Genomic DNA, 20,856 nt, shown 5'->3' on the forward strand with positions numbered 1-20,856 from the left:
CAAAACGACTCTCCGTCCAGATTAAATCCGGGTATTATATTTCCTCAGCCTGGCCCTTAAAGTCGGATAAGCCGGACATACTTTGCCGACCAACTTCCAAAATGCAGCCGAATGATTCTTCTCTACCGTATGGCATAACTCATGCAAGATCACATAATCGATAATTTCATCCGGTAGCTTCATCAACTTGATATTGAGACTGATATTATTGTCAAAAGAACAACTACCCCAATTGGAAATATTGTTCCTGAACGTAACCCGTCCGTAACGAAATCCGAATTTTTCGGCATAGTTTCTGATCCGCTGCGGCAAATATCGACGGCATTCCATCATATAGATTTCCAGCAAAAACTGCTGAACGATTTTCTCTACTTTACTGAAATCGACTTTTTTAGGAATAAACAGGGTTATTTTTTCCTGTTCAAGCCGATAAGAAGGCTTCGGTTCCTCGGTCTCCACAATCCTCAGCACATGCAACTTCGTCTTAATTTCCGCCCCTATTCCCAAACCGACTCCGGTGTCTTCCTCATAAACTTTCATATCTTTCCGGTTTTTGAGAATCCACTCCCGATTCTCTTCCAGAAATTTCTCCACCTGTTTCCGGCTCACGCCGAAAGGAACACTCACCCAAACCCCACGCCCCGGAGCCATCCGAATACGCAAATACTTGATATTCGCACTCCGCCGGACCTTTATTTCACCAATACCCGCAAGTTCCAATACCTCCATGATCTGAAAAACTATTTTTCACTAAAGAACAATAAAAGGAGGATGCCTTCATCGCATTCTCCTTTTATTGTTTTCTCTACGAACAGCTTAAGCCTGCTTTACCAAATCGCTTAATTTTGTAAATGCACCGTCTACAGAAGCAATCAAATCCTTTCCGATAGTCCTGTAATATCCTTTTCTATCTGCTTTCGCCACTTGTTTTCCAGCATTTACACGTTGTCTTAAATCATTTCTGGAATCTATAATATGCTGTACTATTTCGCTGATATCATCCATACTTTTACCTACAGCCAGACAATTTAAGCTATCGTCAACAACAGCAAAAGTCAAACAATCGATGTCTTTCTTTAATCTTCTAATACTTGCCATAATTTTCAAGAATTTAAATTTTTTCAAAAATAAGAAAAATCCCAGAGATTTCTCCCCTTTCTTCAACTTTTTTTTAGCTCTTAGCTCACGGGGACGCGGGCAGCAGGCTATAGCCCGTCCCTGTGAGCTATTTTTAACAAGTGATCGACAGCTTCCTCCACCGTAGGCTCCGTTCCCAGTAATTTTACAAATAAGCTTCCGATAATAGCTCCGCTACTATAACGGCAAACGGTCGACAAGCTCTCGCCATTAGATATGCCGAAACCGATCAAACGTTTATTTTTCAAATTCAAACGGTCTATTCTTTGGAAATATTCAATCTGTCCGGCTGTAAACCGATCTTTCACTCCGGTCGTCGAAGCCGAAGAGACCATATAGATAAAACCGCCACAATATTCGTCTATCAGACGGATCCTTTCATCCGAAGTTTCGGGGGTAATCAACATAATCACCGGAATATCATATTTTTCACAAAGCGGTTTAACCGACTCCAAGTATTCCTGAAACGGCAAATCCGGAATAATCATTCCATCGATCCCGATTTCCATCCCTTTTCGAAAAAGGTTTTCCATACCGTACTGCAACATCGGATTCAAATATCCCATCAATAGCAAAGGCAATTCAACCCGACTTCGTATACTAGTCAACTGCTCGAGTAATACAGGCAACGTCATGCCATTTTTCAGTGCCTGTGTACTACTTTGCTGGATGACTACCCCATCGGCCATAGGATCGGAAAAAGGAATCCCGATTTCCACCAGATCGACTCCCCGGTTTTCTAACATCTGTATGATTTCGACCGTATCTTCCAAAACCGGATAACCGGCAGTAAAATACACGGACAAAAGATTTCTATCTTTTCTTTGAAACAACTCTGTAATCCGATTCATAACTAAAAAAATTAAGGTAGTTCAGCTAAAAAACGAGACAATAAATGGATATTTTTCATTCCGGGAGCCATTTCGAACCGACTGTTCAAATCGAGTCCGGCAAGCTTCGGATGTTTGATTTTTCCGATCTCTTCTCTATTTTCCCAGGCAATTCCTCCACTTAAGAAAAAAGGTACACTCCCCTCGTACCGGTTCAATAAATTCCAGTCGAACGATTTCCCGGTCCCTCCAAACTGTCTGCTCCGGGTATCGAACAAAAACAACTGACAAGCCGATTCATAAGGCAAAGTCCGTTGAAAATCACCGGCCTCTTCTATACCGAAAGCTTTTATTACCCGGTAGCCTTTCCGTACAAAATAGTGACCCATTTCAGGGGGTTCATCCCCATGCAGTTGAATCGTATCCATCTTATACCTTCGTACTATATTTTCGATAAACCCGGTTTCTGCATTCACAAAAACTCCTACTTTCCCGATAGCTGCAGGTAAACGTTCCAAAGCCCGGGGAGACAAATCACCGGCATAACGCGGTGAGGCTTTATAAAAAATAAAACCCAACATATCGGGATGTAAAGCAGCGACTTCCTTCACATTCCCGGGTTCCTTCATGCCACAAATTTTAATCAGCATATCCGACAAAATTTTTTAAAGCCTGAGCCGGTTGTGCTTCCCGCATAAAATGTTCACCGATCAGAAATCCTCTGAATCCCAATCTGCGTAACGCGACGACTGTCTCCATGGCACGAATTCCACTCTCGGCCACTTTCAGACAAGCAACCGGGACTTGTGAAGCTAACCGGAAAGAAGTATAAATATCCGTCTCGAAAGTAGTCAGATTCCGATTGTTGATCCCCACAATATCCATTTCCGGGGAGACATATTCCAACTCTTCTTCCCGATGTATTTCCAATAGTATTTCCAATCCCAGTCCATGAGCAGCATCGGCCAATTCCCGGCACTGTGCCGGCGACAAAGCTGCAGCGATCAACAAAACGGCATCGGCTCCATAAGCCACCGCTTCGGCCAGTTGATAGAAATCGACGATAAAATCCTTACGCAATAAGGGAATATCCGAAACCCTCCTGGCCATAGCGAGATCCAATAACGATCCTCCGAAATAATCCGTATCCGTCAACACCGAACAAGCCGCAGCACCATTCCGTACATATCCGCCGACCACCTCCTGCACTCCGGCTGCCTCATGAATAAATCCTCCGGAAGGAGACTTCCGTTTAAATTCTGCAATGATCCCTGTTGCCGATTCCTCCAAGGCCTTTCGCATCGATAACCGTTGTCTCCCAGCTAAAAGCGTACTCATCAGATCCCTTTCGGAAATCCTGTTTTTCCGCTCAGTCACTTCTTCCTGTTTTGTTTTCAATATCCGGTTTAAAACTGACATATCATTTTTCATTAAGTTCTACAAATTTACGGAACGCCCTCAGTGCCCTCCCGCTCTCCAGCGCCTCACGCGCTTCTGCAATAGCATCCGGCAAAGCTATTCCGGGCCTCAGGGTACGGATTGCAAAAGCAGCATTGGCAATCACACAGTCTTCTTGTCCCCGGGTAGCCTCGTTAGCTAAAACCCGGTCAAAAATCGCCGCAGCTTCGGTCACCGTATTTCCTCCCGACAATTCCTCTTCCGCCACCCGACCGAATCCGATCTCTTCCGGCAAATAAATGCCCTCACCCCGATTATTCAGCGCTTTAAAAGGAGAGGTCAGCGAAACTTCATCATACCCGTCCAGCGAATGTACTATCGTGTAATTCACTCCGCTCTGCTGATACATATAGTTATACAAACGGGCCAGTTTCAGGTTATATACTCCCAATAACTGGTAGCGTGGGAGTACCGGATTGACCAAAGGCCCCAACATATTGAAAAAGGTACGTACTCCTAAAGCACGTCGTACCGGTCCTACACTTTTTAAGGCAGGGCTAAAAAACGGTGCATGCAAATAAGCGACCCCGCTTTCTTCCAGCGATTGCTGTAACCGACCGGAGTGTCCTGTAAATTTCACCCCATGTTGTTCCAGTACATTCGAAGCCCCACTCACCGAACTGGCACCGTAATTTCCGTGTTTTACAACCCGGTAGCCTGCTCCGGCCACCACAAAACAAGCCGCCGTAGAAATATTGAATGTATTTTTTCCATCCCCTCCCGTACCGACAATATCGATTGCATCATGACAATCCAAATCCACGACCACCCTCCGTTCGAGAATGGCTTCCCTAAACCCGGCCAATTCTTCCGTCGTAATACTACGCATCAGAAAAACGGTCATAAAAGCCGACAACTGGCTGTCGTTATACCGGCCATCGGAAATGTTCAACAAGACTTGTTTAGCTTCTTCTTTAGAGAGGCTTTTGTGCCCGAACATTTTATATAACAGTTCTTTCATAGTAATCAATATATCATATACATTCCCTTTACTTCAAGCATGCAACCAATTCGCCATCATCATTTTCCCCATAGGAGTCAAAATCGATTCCGGATGAAACTGAAGGCCGCGAACATCATAGCTTTTATGAGACAGGGCCATAATTCTGCCTGCAGCATCCTCAGCGGTAACTGTAAGACATTCAGGCAGATTCTTCCGACTTACTACCCAGGAATGATACCTGCCTACATCAAAACTTTCGCCCAGACCGGAGAACATCTTTTCTTCGGCAATCACCCGCACCGGTGTACAAATACCATGAAAAACTTCCGGCAGATTCTCCAATTCAGCGCCGAAACACTCCCCGATGGCCTGTTCACCCAGACAAATCCCCAGGATTGATTTTTCAGCCGCATAACGCTTCACAACTTCGGGTAATATTCCGGCTTCACTTGGAATTCCCGGCCCCGGAGACAAAATAATCCGGTTGTATCGGCCGGCTTCCTCCACCGAAATCCGGTCATTTCTGGCTATATCCACTTCGGCTCCCAATTCATGTAAGAGGTGAACAATATTATAAGTAAACGAATCGTAGTTGTCGAGTATCAATATTTTTTCCATAAGTTCAATTTTTAACCTTTTCACTCATTTCCACCGCTTTCATCAAAGCCCCCAATTTATTATTCAATTCCTGCAATTCACTTTCAGGCGAAGAGTGCGCTACAATCCCCGCTCCGGCCTGAGCATAAAGCCGGTTACCGTAACTCAGAAAGCTCCGGATCGTAATGGCCTGGTTCAATTCTCCCTGAAAACCGATATAGCCGACACAGCCCCCATAAATCCCGCGACTATGAGGTTCTATGTCATCGATCAGTTGCATCGCCCTGACTTTGGGAGCACCGCTGAGCGTACCGGCAGGAAAAGTATCCGCAAAGAGCCGCAAAATATCGGTATTTTCGGAAACGCAAGCACTCACTCTCGACACCATATGAATCACATGCGAATAATATTGGATCTGGCGCAAGAACTCGATCTTTACCTGACCAGCCCCGCGGCTCAGATCATTACGTGCCAGGTCGACCAACATGATATGTTCGGCATTTTCTTTCTCATCTTCCAATAATTTACGGGCCAATTCCGAATCCCGGATATCGTCTCCTGTACGGCGGAAAGTACCGGCTATCGGATCGATATAAGCTTTACCTCCGGCAACACGCAGATGAGTCTCGGGAGAGGAACCGAAAATGCGAAAATGGCCGAAATCAAAATAATACAGATATGGAGAAGGATTTATACACCGCAAGGCCCGGTATACATTAAAATCATCTCCCCGAAATCCACGGCTGAAACGACGCGAGAGTACAATCTGAAATACGTCTCCCCTTTGGGTATGCCGAATACCCCTTTTCACCATTTCCATATACTGCTCGTCGCTAATCGGAGAACCGGTATCGTGCAACGCCTCGAAACCATACCGAGCCATATTATTGTTATGAATGACATCAATAAGTTCCGGCATATGGGAATACTGCCCTTCCGGTAAATTTTCAACGATCGTCATCTGATTTTTAAAATGATCGACTACAATAATATACCGGTATAATATATACATCATATCAGGTATTTCAGCAAACTTCTCTTCTTTCTTCCGGATACGGACAGCTTCAAAATAACGTACGGCATCATAGGCCGTATACCCGAAAAAACCGTTGATCCCGGTCAGGTTTGTTTCGGTCTCGAACGAAGCGATATAATCTTTCAGGATTTCGATAACATCCACGCCTTCTGTAAGAGCATCCGTCAGTTGCCGGCCATCGGGAAAACGACGTACGATCTGTTCCTTCGTTACCGAAAAATCGGCCATCGGTTCCACGCCGATAAAAGAAAAACTATTTTGAGTCGTATGATAATCCGAACTTTCCAGCAAAGCCGATTGTGGAAATAAGTCGCGTACCTTCAGGTAAATTCCCACAGGAGTCTGCAAGTCGGCCGGAAGAATACGGGTGATTGTTTTAATTCTATATTTCATAAGTGTAAAAATTTATTCATCCTTTTGTAGGTCTGTATATCTTTATCACCCCGACCGGACAAATTAATGACAACGATCTCTTCCGGCCGGAATGTTTTTTGTTCCAGAACTGCCAGGGCATGGGCCGATTCCAAAGCCGGGATGATACCTTCCATTTCTGTCAGGCAAAAAGCGGCATTCAACGCTTCTTCGTCCGTAACAGCCAATACTTCAGCGCGTTTTTCTTCTGCCAGAAATGCATGTAAAGGGCCGATTCCCGGATAATCCAGTCCGGCAGAAACAGAATAGGGTTCGACAATCTGTCCGTCGTCCGTTTGCATCACCAACGTACAGCTTCCATGGATAATACCTTCTTTTCCCAAATGGATCGTAGCTGCCGACTCTCCGCTTCCCAAACCTTTTCCGGCAGCCTCGGCAGCAATCAACCCAACTTCGGGAGAATGCAGAAAATGGTAGAAAGCCCCGGCAGCATTACTTCCTCCTCCCACGCAAGCTATTACATAATCGGGTTCTTCCCTTCCTTCTTTTTCCAACAATTGCTTTCTGATCTCTTCGCTGATCACCGACTGAAAACGAGCCACCATATCCGGATAAGGGTGAGGTCCCACTGTCGACCCGATGATATAATAAGTATCCGCGGGGTTACAACACCAGTCGCGGATCGCTTCGTTGGTGGCATCTTTCAGCGTTTTATTGCCACTTTCAACAGCTACCACCTTCGCTCCCAACATCTCCATTTTTTCAACATTAGGTTGTTGCCGGACCACATCGGTCGCTCCCATATAAACGATACATTCCATATTCATCAGGGCACATACAGTAGCCGTCGCTACTCCGTGCTGCCCGGCTCCGGTTTCGGCAATGATCCTCTTCTTTCCCATACGCCGGGCCAATAGAATCTGACCGATCGTATTGTTGATCTTGTGGGCTCCGGTATGATTCAGATCCTCGCGCTTGAGATAAATCCGGGTACCGTACTTTTCACTCAGCCGACGGGCATAATAAAGCGGACTGGGACGACCGACATAATCCCTTAATAATAGCCTGAACTCCTGCTGAAAAGACTCATCTTCCATTTCCCGCAAATAACATTCACGTAATTTTTCTACATTCGCATGTAAAATTTCAGGAACATAAGCACCACCAAACCTACCGTAAAACCCCTGGTCGTTTACATTAAAATTTTTCATATGATTTACTTTTGGAATTTTCATTAAGGACAAAAAACAAAAAAGGCTACCGGTGTTCCGATAGCCTCCATATGCTGATAATATAGTTCCTTCACTGATATTACTGACCAGACATCATAAAGCGTGCGTCCCACCGGTTTATTCCCGAAAGGCGCCACCACCATGCTTTATTTGTCAGTAATAAATTCATATTTTGTTCTTTTCAACGGAGCAAAGATGAAAAACTTTTTTCTAAAATCAAACAATCGGAAAGATTTTTCTTCAAAAATAAATCAACGGCCCCAATCGGTCCGGGCCTCGAGCAGCATATCCAAAACAACGATAGCCGCCATAGCTTCGACTACAGGCACAGCGCGGGGAATAACACAAGGATCATGGCGTCCGTGTGCTTCCAGAGTAACTTCTTTCCCATCACGTGTCACCGTTTCCTGACGTTTCATAATAGTGGCGACCGGCTTGAAAGCTACCCGGAAATAGATATCTTCTCCGTTCGTCACGCCCCCCTGTATACCTCCCGAGCGATTCGTCACCGTGTGTACTTCACTTCCTTTCATGACAAAAGAATCGTTATGCCCGCTTCCCTGCATAGAGGCTGCTGCAAATCCGCTTCCGTATTCAAAACCTTTGGTTGCGTTGATACTCATCATTGCATGCGCCAGTCTTGCCTGAAAACGGTCGAACACCGGTTCGCCTAACCCGGCAGGTACCCCCTGAATCACACAACTGACTATTCCACCGACACTATCCCCTTCATCCCGCAGCTGCCGGATCAATGCAATCATTTCTTCAGCAATCCCGGCGTCAGGACAACGTACGATGTTATCTTCTGCCCGCTCCAAGGGCAACTCCTGATAAGGCCGGGTAACAGCAATCGGTCCGACTTGTGAAGTATATGCCCGAATGCTTATCCCGTAACCGGCCAACACCTGTTTGGCAACAGCCCCGGCAACGACTCGGGCAATGTGTTCCCGGGCCGACGAACGTCCGCCTCCCCGATAATCCCGGATACCGTATTTCTTTTCCCAGGTATAATCGGCATGAGAAGGACGGTATAAATCTTTCAGATGATTATAATCCTTACTATTCTGATTCTGATTTCTCACCAGAAATCCGATCGGCATGCCGGTAGATTTTCCTTCAAATATTCCGGAAAGAATCTCTACGGTGTCTTCTTCCTTCCGGGGGGTAGAAACCTCCGACTGACCGGGCCGCCGCCGGTTCAACTCACCTTGAATAAAATCAGCAGACAAGGCGATTCCTGCCGGACAACCGTCGATAACCCCTCCAACAGCACTACCGTGTGACTCTCCGAACGACATCAGCCGAAAAAATTTTCCTATAGAATTACCGGACATAAAAAGTAGAAAGTATTCCTTATATATTTAGTGACATCCTCCGCATCCGCAGCCCTCGTCGTGGGATCCGCAACCTCCTTCAGAACCACAGCCACTACACCCCCCGCATTTATGCGAATGTAAAGCTTCCAGTTCTTCATCCGTTGCATCACGGACACCTAATATCTCACCCTTGAAAAACAAATCTTTACCGGCCAGGGGATGATTAAAATCGATACGTACTTCCTCGTCACCGATAGACAGGATCTTGCCCTGCAAACGTCTTCCGACACTATCCATCATCGGTAAAACATGGCCGACCACCATCTCTTCAGCTTCTACATCTTTAAATATTTCCTGGGGTAAATCCACAATCATATCTTCGTTCACCAGTCCATAAGCATGGGCTGCCGGAATGCTGAAATCGAATTTATCCCCTTCATTTTTATCCAGAAGGTTCATTTCAAAATATTCTAAAGTCTGCCCTTGTCCACAGATAAAATCCAAGGGCCGGTCTGCACCTGCTGCTTCGAGTAACTCTCCGTTTTGTTCCGTTCTTAATTCGTAACTTACGGATACCATCTTATTTTTCGTAATCATTCTTTTTATTGATTTGGTTTTGCACAAAAGTACGATAAAATAATTGAAAAATTTCTCCCCTATTTCCAAAAAAATGGTACTTTCGCACTAATTTACATTTTTTGAAGATGCGCCATTACGATTATATTATAGCAGGGAGTGGATTGGCAGGGCTTTACACGGCCTATCACGCTGCCGCTTATGGAAAAGTTGCTTTGCTGACCAAATCCGGTATTACAGAGAGCAACTCTTATTTTGCACAGGGTGGAATCGCCGCCGTTACAGACGAAGACGATGCTCCTGCACTTCACTTCGAGGACACGATTATTGCCGGACGCGGGCTTTGCGATTACCCAGCTGTCGATATTTTAGTGAACGAAGGTCCGCAACGGATACATGAACTCATAGAGGCAGGTATGCATTTCGATATGGAAGACGGCAGCCTCGCCTTGGGGTTGGAAGGCGGACATCACCGGAAAAGAATTCTTCATGCCGGCGGTGACGCGACAGGACGTATGGTGACCAGTTTTATGATCAGCAAAGTCATCAATAATCCGAAGATAGATATTTTCGAAAATCATTCCGTGATCGGTATCCTTCAGGAAAATCAGGAATGTTACGGCGTACGGGCCTGGAATTTAGTGACAGAAAGCGAAGAACTGTTTTATGCCGACAATACCTTCCTCACTTTAGGAGGCACTTCGGCTATTTACAAACGGACCACCAATCCGCATACCACGATCGGAGACGGACTTGCTCTGGCTTTTAATGCAGGTTGTGAAATCGCCGATATGGAATTCATTCAATTTCATCCTTCGGCCATCTATACCGAATCGGAAGAGGCATTTCTAATCAGTGAGGCAGTCCGGGGTGAAGGGGCTTATCTGATCGATCAAAACGGAGAACGCTTTATGCCGGCGATTCACGAATTGGCCGAACTGGCCCCCCGGGATATCGTCGCTCAATCTATTTACCGCCAGATGCTGAAATACGATCAGGAGTACGTCTGGTTGTCCCTCAAACACCTCGATCCTCAGGTGGTGAAACACCGCTTTCCGAATATTTATGAAAAATGCCAGGAATTGGGTATCGATATGTGCGACCGGATCCCCGTAGCACCGGCAGCTCATTATATGGTAGGGGGAGTGAGGACGGACACCCATGGACAGACCAACATCAAACGTCTGTTTATCTGCGGCGAACTGGCCTCTTCGGGAATCATGGGAGCCAATCGGCTCGCCTCCAACTCGTTGATCGAATGTCTGGTATTCGGGAAACGGGCCATCGAGGCTTCACGGAAAAATCTGAAAACCTCTCCTACCCAGGTATTCAAACCGATCTATCATTGCAATGACAATTATGCTGCGCTTTATGTCCATTTGAAAAAAGAGATTTCGCGGATAATGACCGATTATGCCGGCATCATCCGGAATGCAGAAAAACTGAAACAGGGATTGAACGAATTGGAAAGTCTGGAAGACAATCTGCCCCGGGAAATAAACGAATATTACACCCTGATTTGCCGTAACCTGATTACAGTTGCCAGGTTGATTATCCGTTCTGCCCTTTACCGTCAGGAAAGCCGTGGAGGACATTTCCGGGAAGATTATCCCTGTAGCGATGCTTCCTATCTTTTTCATATCGTACAACAGAAAGAAAAAGACCTCCGTACCCTACCTGTCAATACTAAAAAGTCTTTAAACTGAAAATCACTATAAAATGACACAATACGACCAATTAATCGACCGCCTGATCGACCTCGCCATAGAGGAAGACATCGCTACCGGAGATGTAACGACCAACTCCATCATCCCGGCTCATTCCCGGGCCGTTGCAGAAATGAAAATGAAAGCCGACGGTGTAATTTCCGGACTGGCGATAGCCAAACGGGTGTATGAAAAATTCGAGAAAGACATCCTTTGGGACGCCAAAGTAAAAGACGGGGATCGGGTAAAAAAAGGCGATATTATCCTGCGTATCGAAGCCAGCTACCGTTGCCTCTTATTAGGAGAAAGGCTTTCGCTGAACATCTTGCAACGCATGTCGGGCATCGCTACGGAAACGGCCAGATACGTCGAAGAATTAGCCGGTACTCACACCCAATTACTGGACACCCGGAAAACAGCTCCGGGCTTACGGGTATTGGACAAAATGGCCGTTAAAGACGGAGGAGCGACCAACCACCGGATGGGATTATACGATATGGCCATGATCAAAGACAACCACATTAAGGTGGCCGGAGGAATTACCAATGCGGTCAATGCGGTCAGAGCCCATATTCCGGCCGGTATCAAAATCGAAGTAGAAACGACCAATCTGGCCGAAGTGCGCGAAGCCCTCGCTATGCATGCCGATATTATCATGCTGGACAATATGAGTAACGCCGAGATGGCCGAAGCGGTGAAAATCATTCACGGACAGGCCAAAACCGAAGCTTCCGGAAATATGAGTATTCCCCGTTTAAAAGAAGTGGCAGCCACCGGAGTCGACTTTATCAGCGTCGGTGCCTTAACTCACTCCGTAACGGCTTTGGACATCAGTATGAATATTCAAAAAAACTAATTTCATGAAATCAGCACTCAAATTATTTATCATCGGATGTCTTGTATTGATTTTCTGTCAATGTAGTATGAACAAAGACAGCTATTTAAAAGACTTCGAAAAGTTTATCACCCAAACAGAAAAAAACTGTACCACCCTGTCCGATCCTGAATGGGAAAAAATACAGGCCCGGTTCAACGATTATACAGAAAAATATTACGAACAGTTTAAAGAGGAATTGAGTGTAAACGAAAAAATATCCATCAGTATTTTAAAATCTAAATTTTCAACGCTCATTCTAAAACGGGAGAGTAAAAAAATTCAGGAAGAAATGAAGATTAAATAATTTCACCTTTTTATCTTTCTTTGTTATCTTTGAAGCGGAAAATTAATATGTTATGACGAATACAGAGATTATTGACAGAATCCGGCAACTAAAAAAAGAAAAAAATGCCGTTATTCTGGCACATTACTATACTCGTCCGGAGGTTCAGGATATAGCAGACTATCTGGGGGATTCACTGGGATTATCCCAGGAAGCCGGGAAAACGGATGCCCGGATTATCGTTTTTTGCGGTGTGCATTTTATGGCGGAGACCGCAGCGATCATTTCTCCGGACAAAAAGATCCTGATTCCGGCTTTAGGAGCCGGATGTTCACTGGCTGAAAGCATTACCGGTTATGAATTGCGGGAATGGAAAAAAGCCAATCCTGACGGGATTATTGTAAGTTACGTCAACACGACAGCCGAAGTGAAGGCCTGGACGGATATTTGCTGCACTTCGGCCAATGCCCTGAAAGTCGTACAAAGCATTCCTCCAGATCGTAAGATCTTGTTTGTACCGGACAAAAACCTGGGAGCCTGGATCAGGAAAGTTACCGGACGGGAAATGGAACTCTGGCATGGAGATTGTTGTGTACACGAACGCATCACCACCGACATGATCCTGGAAAAAAGCCGGGACTATCCTCAGGCAGATATCCTCATTCACCCCGAGAGCCACTGTTCACACGACGAGGCCATTTTAAATCTTCCTCAAGCTTATATGTACTCGACGGCAGGAATGATCAGGCATGCAAGCCGGTCGGACAAAAAGCAATTTATCATTGCCACAGAAATAGAAACCATCCATAAACTGAAAAACGATAATCCGGACAAAGAATTTATTCCGGTTCATCCTAAAACCATTTGTGGACAAATGAAAAAAGTAACGCTGGAATCGGTACAGGAAGCTTTGGAGAAAGAGCAATACGTAGTCGAAGTGGCTGAAGATATCCGTCAGAGAGCCTGGGCCCCTATCGAGAGAATGTTACAAATCAAATAAAACAGCTGTATTCCCAAAACAGGAATATAAACTATCAGAAAATCAAAAACTATGAATATATCTTTAAATTGGCTGAAAGAATACCTGAAAATAGATTTGAGTGTCGAAAAAGTCTGCGAAATATTGACCAGTATCGGGCTCGAAGTGGGCGGATATGAAAAATTCGAATCTATCCGGGGTGGTTTGAGAGGTCTGGTGATCGGCGAAGTAAAAACTTGTGAAGCCCATCCGGATTCCGATCATTTACACCTGACAACGGTAGATTTAGGAGACGGACGCCTTACCCCCATTGTTTGCGGAGCTCCTAATGTAGCTGCCGGACAAAAAGTGGTAGTGGCCACCATCGGGACGGTACTTTACGATGGAGACAAAGAATTTACCATCAAAAAATCAAAAATCAGAGGACAGGAATCCGAAGGAATGATTTGTGCCGAAGATGAAATCGGTATCGGTCACGATCATGCGGGGATTATCGTACTTCCGTCGGATGCCCGGGTAGGTATGCCAGCTGCCGAATATTATCACATTACAACCGATTACACCATCGAGATCGATATTACTCCCAACCGGGTAGACGGCGCTTCTCACCTTGGAGTAGCCCGTGATTTAGCTGCCTATTTACAGCAAACCCAGGAGATTCATTATACCCTTCCTTCCGTAGCTCACTTTGCAGCCGACAGCAATACTGCCGGAATCTCGATCGAAGTGCAGCGTCCGGAAGCTTGTCCCCGATATGCCGGAGTATGTATCGAAGGAGTTAAAGTTCAGGAATCTCCCGAGTGGTTGCAAACGCGTTTGAAAGCCATCGGTTTACACCCGATCAACAATGTGGTAGATATTACGAATTTCATTCTTTTCGAGCTGGGACAACCCCTGCACTCTTTCGATAAAGATAAAATCAAAGGAAATAAAGTGATCGTCCGTAGTTTTCCGACAGGTACCAGATTCACAACACTCGACGGTGTCGAACGTGAACTGAACGAGAACGACCTGATGGTATGCAATACCGAAGAACCGATGTGTATTGCCGGAGTATTCGGTGGATTGGAAAGCGGTATCACCGAAGCTACGACCAATGTATTCCTCGAAAGTGCCTGTTTCGATCCGGTATTCGTACGGAAGACAGCACGTCGTCATGGGCTGAATACCGACGCTTCTTTCCGTTTTGAAAGAGGCACCGATCCGAACATCGTTATTTATGCCCTCAAACGGGCTGCCTTATTGATCAAAGAACTGGGTGGCGGAAAGATTACGTCCGAAATCATCGACATCTACCCGAATCCGGTAGCCGATTTCGAAGTCGAAGTAAAGTATGCCCACATCGATCGTCTAATCGGCAAAAAAATCGGACAAGATACGATCAAAAAAATCCTGAATGCTCTGGAAATAAAGATTGTAAAAGAAGATACCGAAGGGCTTTCGTTGCAGATCCCCCCTTATCGGGTGGATGTTCGCCGCGAAGCAGACGTGATCGAGGATATTTTAAGAATATACGGCTTCAACAATATCGAAGTTCCGGCTAAAGTAAACTCTACTCTGAGTTACAGCGAAAAACCGGATGATTTCCAATTGAAAAATAAAATTGCAGATTTATTGGCCGCTAACGGTTTTAATGAAATCATGAACAACTCATTGACCAAAGCTTCTTATTACGAGCATCTGGAGACTTATCGTCCCGAAGAAACGGTTATGTTGTTCAATCCGCTCAGCTCAGACCTGAGCGCTATGCGGCAAAGCCTGCTATTCGGAGGGCTGGAGACGATCGCCTATAATATTAACCGCAAAAACAGCAATTTACGTCTCTTCGAATTCGGAAAAGCTTATACCTTCCACAAAAAAGAAGGCGAAAATCACCTGAAACAATACAAAGAAGAAGATAAACTGGCCCTTTTCATTACGGGTGATAAAATCCAGGCTTCCTGGAACAGTAAAGAACAAAAGACCGATTTCTTCAATCTCAAGAGTTATGCCGAGATGATCCTGATCCGTTTGGGATTCAAAACCGAAATGCTGACTTTAGAAGAATGTAGTGCCGATATTTACCGCGAAGGGATAAGCTATACACAAAACGGTAAGCACATCGTCACAATCGGCATGCTGAGTCATAAAGTTTTGAAATCGAACGATATCGAACAGGAGGTTTATTATGCCGAGTTTTCCTGGGAAAATATACTGAAAGCGATTAAAAACCATACGATCACCTTTACTCCTATGCCTAAGTTCCCGGCGGTTAAACGCGACCTGGCCTTACTACTCGACAAAAAAATCAGTTTTAAAGAGGTGCGTGACATTGCTTTCCGGACAGAAAAAAGCCTGTTGAAATCAGTGACCTTATTCGACGTTTACGAAGGTGAAAAGCTGGGAGCCGGTAAAAAATCTTATGCGATCAGCTTCACGTTGCAGGACGATGAAAAAACACTTACCGACAAACAGATCGATAAGATCATGAATAAACTGATGGGAACCTACAAACATCAGTTAGGCGCTGAGATCAGATAAACGACCGGTCTGCCCTGATTTTACCGGATGAAAAGAACGATTACTTTTCATCCGGTAATTTTTTATACCCCTATCGCAAACAGAAGCAGGCATTAACTCAAATTTCAATCGTACTTTCGGAACTATTTTTTCAAAAACCAAAAAAAGATTACTATTTTTGGAAAAATGTGTTAACCAAATTTTCAGTTTATGAACAAAATATTTTTAAGTGTACTCCTGCTCCTGCCGGCTTTGTTTCCGGTTCATGGACAAAGTTGGCGGGCTTTGCAACAACAAGCCCAAAAGCGAGGGGAGCTGGCTTCTGCCAGACAAATCATCCTATTGGACAGTACCGCCGTTTCTGTAGCTCCCAGCGGGACAGGCACCTTTACGATCAACAAGGTTATTCTGGTGCAGAACCGGTCGGGAGCTTTGGCTAACCGGGTACTGAAATACGATTACGATCCCCTGACTGCTTTTGCCGAATTTCATCGGGTGAATATTTACAAAGCAAACGGAGAAGTTCGTCCGGTAGATGTCGGTAAAACACTGGATTATACGGCTCCGGCACGGATGATCTATTGGGGAGCCCGGCAAATCATGCTGGAACTGGGCCGGCTTGACCCAGGAGATATCATCGAATACGAAATACATAAAAAAGGGTTCACCTATGCCCTGCTGACCGATCAACCGGACGAAGAACGGTTCGTTCCTCCTATGCGGGGGCAGTTTTATGATATTGTTCCTTTCTGGTGTGACGACCCGACCATGCGCAAGGTATATTCCGTTACTCTCCCCCGGGAGAAAGAGATGCAATTCCAATTCTACCAAGGCGAATGTGCTTCTTCTATGCGTTATGAAAACGATCGTAAAGTCTATACTTTTGCCAAAAATAATATGATGCCCGTACGTCGTGAACCCAATATGGTCGATCTGTACGATGCCGCTCCCAAATTAATGATGTCCTCCACGCCACATTGGAAAGATAAATCCCTTTGGTTTCATAAAACCAACGAAGATTACGGCAGCTTCGCCCCTCTCCCCGAAGCCCGGCAAAAAGTGAATGAGCTCATCCGGGGCAAGAAAACCGAAATGGAAAAAATCGCCGTATTAACCCACTGGGTTGCCGATAATATCCGCTATGCCGGAATCACGATGGGAAAAGGAGAAGGGTTTACCCTGCACAATACGAAAATGAATTATACAGACCGTTGCGGTGTATGTAAAGACATTGCCGGCAGTCTGATTTCATTTCTGCGAATGGCAGGTTTCGAAGCCTATCCGGCCATGACTATGGCCGGAAGTCGGGTGGAAAGTATACCCGCCGACCATTTCAACCATTGTGTTGCAGTGGTAAAATTAAGCAACGGTACCTATATGCCTTTAGACCCGACCTGGGTGCCCTTCTGCCGGGAACTTTGGAGCAGTGCCGAACAACAGCAAAACTACCTCCCCGGTGTACCGGAAGGTTCGGATCTTTGTATTACGCCTGTTTCCGCTCCCGAAAACCATTATTTTCGCATCAAAGCCAATAATAAACTGGACAAAAACGGTAAACTAACCGGACAATTCACCCTCACAGCCGAAGGCCAATCCGACCTGAATATACGCCGGATATTCACTACCGGCTGGCAAAGCGACTGGAAAAATTCGATGGAAAGCCAATTGCTGAGTATTTCTCCCAAAGCCAAACTATTGAAAGTAGACTGGGGTAAAAATCCCAAAGACTATCAGGCAGCCCCGATCAAAATCACATTCTGGTATGAAATTCCCGATTATGCAATCATCGGCAACGACGAAATGGCGCTGGTTCCTTTGACTATGCACGGACTTTACGACCAGGTTCGCTCATACCTCCGGATCGACACAGATATTCCGGAACGTCAGTATGGATTTAAAGACGGCTGTTCCCGTTTGGTGGAACTGGACGAGACGATTCAGTTACCTCAGGGATATCGTCTGGTGCAATCCGTCGAAGATAACCGGAAGAGCCCGGCAGCCGATTTTGAAGGCTATATCCGGCAAGAAAACAATAAAATCGATATACACCAAAAACTGGCCTTGAAAAAAAGAGTATATGAAGCCGGGGATTGGAACGGTTTCCGTACTGCCGTAAATGCTCACAAAGCTTTTGGCAATCACCTGATTATTAATAAATAAATCCGATCAGATCCGATATGAAAACAAATACTATAAAAAACCTGTTTTTCTGGATATTCCTCCTTTTCTCCGGTTCTTTGTCAGCCATCCCTTCCGAAGCGGAATTCCGGAAATTAGCAGAAACCTGGACTTTACATCAGGACGGTAGCCAGGAATATCGTTATTACAAAGAGCTGACCCTCTTTACCCATACAGCGATGAACTCTACTTATGGCCAGACTTTTATCACTTATAATCCCGATTTTCAGGAATTAAAGATACATAGTGCCTACGTAAAACAAAAGGATGGAACGACGATCCAAACTCCGGACAATGCCTTTGTCGAAGTATTGCCTGCCGGTGCAGCGGATGCTCCGGCCTACAATCGGTTGAAAGAAATGGTCATCGTACATACAGGACTTGAATTAGGAGCTACGATCTATCTGGATTATTCGGTTATTTCCAAGGCAGGGTATCTCCCGGCAATCGATGTATGCAAACCATTAGAAGAAAGTTCACCGATAAAGGAATACAGCCTGACCTTCAATTTACCGGCCTCCGTTATTCCGCATTATGCCCTTCTTCAGCTAAAAGCGCAACCCCAAAAATCGCAACGACAAGACAGGCAGCAACTGAAATGGACATTCCGCAATCTACCGGCCCGATCGAGAGAACAGGGTACCGGTTTACAGAACGGTGATCTGGCCGGAATTCTGTTTACCACTTATCCCACAGCTGCACAGGCTTTACAAAACCTTTACCGGCAATTCGATCCGGCTCCCACCCCACAGATCCAGGAGTTAGTACAACTCATAACCGAGGGATGTCAGTCGAATTCAGAAAAAATAACCCGTATCCAACAATATATTCAAACGGAGCTGAGCGATTGTCCGCTCTCCCTCTCTGAAACCGGTTTCCGATTCCGTCCTTCGGCCGAAGTGATCCGGACAGCTTATGGAACTGGTATAGAAAAGGTTAATTTGATGACCAACTTATTACGGGCTGCCGGAATAAAGGCAGTACCTGCAGCCGCTTATTCCATCCCTTCGGAAACAGACAACTGCGGTCTGAATGCGATCCGGGAATTTGTCATATTAGCCGAGGCTGACGGACGACCTTATCGGTTGAGCGTCCAAAATGCCGATCCGGCTGCAACAGACTGCACTTTCCTTGTCGATTTAGCCGAAGGGAAGAAATCGCTTCCTGATCCCCCTATCGCTTCGATCGGTTATCAGGCTTCTATCGTCATCACTCCCCAACAAGAAGCCGATATGGACATCAAAGCTACCCTCAATAATCTATTGATTCCCTACACTTCCAACTACGCCGGTACCTTACTACCCGGTATTCGGGAATATACTGTCACTCCGGGTGAAAAAACGACGACTATTTCCGGTAAAGGAAAAGCGGGATTGAAGCAGGAAGAAAATTATTACTTTTTTTATCTTCCTGTCTGTTATAAAGGAATAACGGGAAAATCCTATGCCTATTACAACACTTCCCGGTCAAAGAATTTATATTTACCGGCTTCGGTAGACGAAAATTATTCTTATGATATCCAGCTTCCTGAAAATCTGACTCTTTGTACACCGATTCAAGAAAAGAAAATCGATAACCCTATCGGTAGTTTCAAAATAACGCTGACTTCCGAAGGTTCTAGTCTCCACATCGAGCTAGCCCTTCAAATCAAAAAGCAACTCATAACGCCGGCCGAATATCCGGCTTTCCGTTCTTTGATAACGGAATGGACCGACCGGACCCGTAAACCGATACTTTTCAAAACGGTACAATAAATACGAAACGCCCCAAAGCCGAGGCCTGAGTTCTAAATGACACTGAACTCAGGCCTTTGCGTTTTTACAAAAGTTGAAAGAACGACCAAGGTTACAACGGTTAGGCCCAACTTCTGCTACTGTTGTAACCGTTGTGACTATTAAACGGTCTTCCGGCACAAAACCCGGCATCTTCCGTCAGCACTACAGGACCATTGCACAATATCATCTTATAGTTTCCACCCTGAGATACTTTCTTGGATATTCCACAAATGAGAATAAAGTCCTTCTTGTCGGATAAGTTCATCATGCGTTCCTTCTTCCTTTATCTGTCCATTATCTAAGACGATTATCCGGTCTGCTTTCTTGATGGTTTTGAGTCTATGGGCAATGGCTATGACTGTACGGCCTTTGATAAGCGTGTCGATGGCTTTCTGTATCTCCACTTCATTTTCAGGGTCAAGCGAGGCGGTCGCTTCGTCCAGCAAAATGATTTGTGCGTCTTTCAGCATAGCACGTGCGATGGATATACGTTGCTTTTCCCCACCAGAAAGTGTACAACCACCTTCGCCTACCATCGTGTCGTATCCCTGCGGCAAGCGCATTATGAAATCGTGGCAACAGGCTTTCTTGGCGGCAGCGATGATTTCTTCATCCATTGCATCGGTTTTACCGAAGCGGATATTGTTGCGTATCGTATCCTGAAACAGACAGACATCTTGAAAAACCATAGAGATGTGGCTCATCAGGCTTTCAGGTGCTATTTCATCCATCGGAACACCGTTGAAAAAGAGGTGTCCTTGCTGTGGATCGTAGAAACGGGCACAAAGCTTCATCACCGTGCTTTTCCCACTTCCTGAAGGACCTACAAGAGCCGTCAATGAGTTCTTCGGAAGCGTAACAGTTATATCATGTAATACTTCCTTGTCCTGATAGGCAAACGACACATGCTCGAATACGATGTCTCCTGCCGCCGGGGATTGCCGTTCTCCCTTCATCTCCGGCTCTTTCATCAAGGAAAGGATGCGTCCTCCGGCAATAGAGAAATAGCGGAACTCGGTAAAATTGGTCAGGGCGGAAGTCAGCGGGTCGAACACACGGGAA

The 20,856-nt window shown here is 45.5% G+C and carries 19 protein-coding genes; 7 read left to right on the top strand and 12 right to left on the bottom strand.

Annotation, left to right across the window (positions count from 1 at the left end; all coding sequences use genetic code 11):
- Window positions 1–21: 21 nt before the first annotated feature.
- From WS42_RS07230 to WS42_RS07280, 11 genes are all read right to left on the bottom strand, one after another.
- Entirely contained in the window at window positions 22–729 is a 708-nt protein-coding gene (locus WS42_RS07230; RefSeq protein WP_046450913.1) for a M48 family metallopeptidase, read from the bottom strand.
- An 87-nt stretch (window positions 730–816) separates the two neighbouring features.
- Complete coding sequence (locus WS42_RS07235) at window positions 817–1,098, bottom strand: hypothetical protein (RefSeq protein ID WP_013611106.1); 282 nt, start codon at window positions 1,096–1,098, stop codon at window positions 817–819.
- Between the two features lie 107 nt (window positions 1,099–1,205).
- Entirely contained in the window at window positions 1,206–1,988 is a 783-nt protein-coding gene (gene trpA, locus WS42_RS07240; protein ID WP_046402461.1) for a tryptophan synthase subunit alpha, read from the bottom strand.
- Between the two features lie 11 nt (window positions 1,989–1,999).
- Window positions 2,000–2,617, bottom strand: coding sequence for a phosphoribosylanthranilate isomerase (locus WS42_RS07245; protein ID WP_046450914.1), 618 nt, complete (start codon window positions 2,615–2,617; stop codon window positions 2,000–2,002).
- Window positions 2,607–3,386, bottom strand: a complete 780-nt coding sequence (gene trpC / locus WS42_RS07250; protein ID WP_118577458.1) for an indole-3-glycerol phosphate synthase TrpC — start codon at window positions 3,384–3,386, stop codon at window positions 2,607–2,609. The genes WS42_RS07245 and trpC overlap by 11 nt, the downstream gene beginning before the upstream one ends.
- Window position 3,387: 1 nt before the next feature.
- Window positions 3,388–4,386, bottom strand: coding sequence for an anthranilate phosphoribosyltransferase (gene trpD / locus WS42_RS07255; protein ID WP_022159894.1), 999 nt, complete (start codon window positions 4,384–4,386; stop codon window positions 3,388–3,390).
- A 33-nt stretch (window positions 4,387–4,419) separates the two neighbouring features.
- A complete protein-coding gene (locus WS42_RS07260) occupies window positions 4,420–4,986 on the bottom strand; it encodes an anthranilate synthase component II (protein WP_046402368.1) in 567 nt (188 codons plus the stop codon).
- Window positions 4,987–4,990: 4 nt separating this feature from the next.
- Window positions 4,991–6,394 carry an anthranilate synthase component I family protein gene (locus WS42_RS07265; RefSeq protein ID WP_046450915.1) on the bottom strand — a complete coding sequence of 468 codons (1,404 nt, stop codon included), beginning with the start codon at window positions 6,392–6,394 and terminating at the stop codon, window positions 4,991–4,993.
- Window positions 6,391–7,584: a tryptophan synthase subunit beta gene (gene trpB, locus WS42_RS07270; RefSeq protein WP_046450916.1), complete on the bottom strand. Its 1,194-nt coding sequence runs from the start codon at window positions 7,582–7,584 to the stop codon at window positions 6,391–6,393. The genes WS42_RS07265 and trpB overlap by 4 nt, the downstream gene beginning before the upstream one ends.
- Window positions 7,585–7,856: 272 nt before the next feature.
- Window positions 7,857–8,939 (bottom strand): chorismate synthase, encoded by a 1,083-nt coding sequence (aroC, locus tag WS42_RS07275; RefSeq protein WP_046402365.1) that lies wholly within the window; start codon window positions 8,937–8,939, stop codon window positions 7,857–7,859.
- A 27-nt stretch (window positions 8,940–8,966) separates the two neighbouring features.
- Window positions 8,967–9,518 carry an FKBP-type peptidyl-prolyl cis-trans isomerase gene (locus tag WS42_RS07280; RefSeq protein ID WP_022159899.1) on the bottom strand — a complete coding sequence of 184 codons (552 nt, stop codon included), beginning with the start codon at window positions 9,516–9,518 and terminating at the stop codon, window positions 8,967–8,969.
- Between the two features lie 107 nt (window positions 9,519–9,625).
- On the opposite strand from WS42_RS07280, the gene nadB reads away from it, so the two are divergent.
- The 7 genes from nadB (at window position 9,626) to WS42_RS07315 (ending at window position 19,773) form a co-directional block, all read left to right on the top strand.
- A complete protein-coding gene (gene nadB / locus WS42_RS07285; RefSeq protein ID WP_087382633.1) occupies window positions 9,626–11,203 on the top strand; it encodes an L-aspartate oxidase in 1,578 nt (525 codons plus the stop codon).
- A 13-nt stretch (window positions 11,204–11,216) separates the two neighbouring features.
- Window positions 11,217–12,059, top strand: coding sequence for a carboxylating nicotinate-nucleotide diphosphorylase (gene nadC / locus WS42_RS07290; RefSeq protein ID WP_022159901.1), 843 nt, complete (start codon window positions 11,217–11,219; stop codon window positions 12,057–12,059).
- Window positions 12,060–12,063: 4 nt separating this feature from the next.
- Window positions 12,064–12,384 (top strand): DUF6565 domain-containing protein, encoded by a 321-nt coding sequence (locus WS42_RS07295; RefSeq protein WP_022159902.1) that lies wholly within the window; start codon window positions 12,064–12,066, stop codon window positions 12,382–12,384.
- Between the two features lie 52 nt (window positions 12,385–12,436).
- A complete protein-coding gene (nadA, locus tag WS42_RS07300) occupies window positions 12,437–13,363 on the top strand; it encodes a quinolinate synthase NadA (RefSeq protein ID WP_022159903.1) in 927 nt (308 codons plus the stop codon).
- 51 nt (window positions 13,364–13,414) lie between these two features.
- A complete protein-coding gene (pheT, locus tag WS42_RS07305) occupies window positions 13,415–15,862 on the top strand; it encodes a phenylalanine--tRNA ligase subunit beta (protein WP_022159904.1) in 2,448 nt (815 codons plus the stop codon).
- Window positions 15,863–16,051: 189 nt separating this feature from the next.
- On the top strand, window positions 16,052–18,001 hold the full coding sequence (locus tag WS42_RS07310; protein ID WP_022159905.1) for a DUF3857 domain-containing protein: 1,950 nt from the start codon (window positions 16,052–16,054) through the stop codon (window positions 17,999–18,001).
- Between the two features lie 17 nt (window positions 18,002–18,018).
- Window positions 18,019–19,773, top strand: coding sequence for a DUF3857 domain-containing protein (locus WS42_RS07315; RefSeq protein ID WP_046450917.1), 1,755 nt, complete (start codon window positions 18,019–18,021; stop codon window positions 19,771–19,773).
- A 209-nt stretch (window positions 19,774–19,982) separates the two neighbouring features.
- Here the strand turns inward: WS42_RS07315 and WS42_RS07320 are convergent.
- The coding region (locus tag WS42_RS07320; RefSeq protein ID WP_046450918.1) for an ABC transporter ATP-binding protein at window positions 19,983–20,856 on the bottom strand (874 nt) is incomplete at its 5' end.

The sequence above is a fragment of the Odoribacter sp. N54.MGS-14 genome (assembly GCF_000980295.1).
Classification (GTDB): domain Bacteria; phylum Bacteroidota; class Bacteroidia; order Bacteroidales; family Marinifilaceae; genus Odoribacter; species Odoribacter splanchnicus.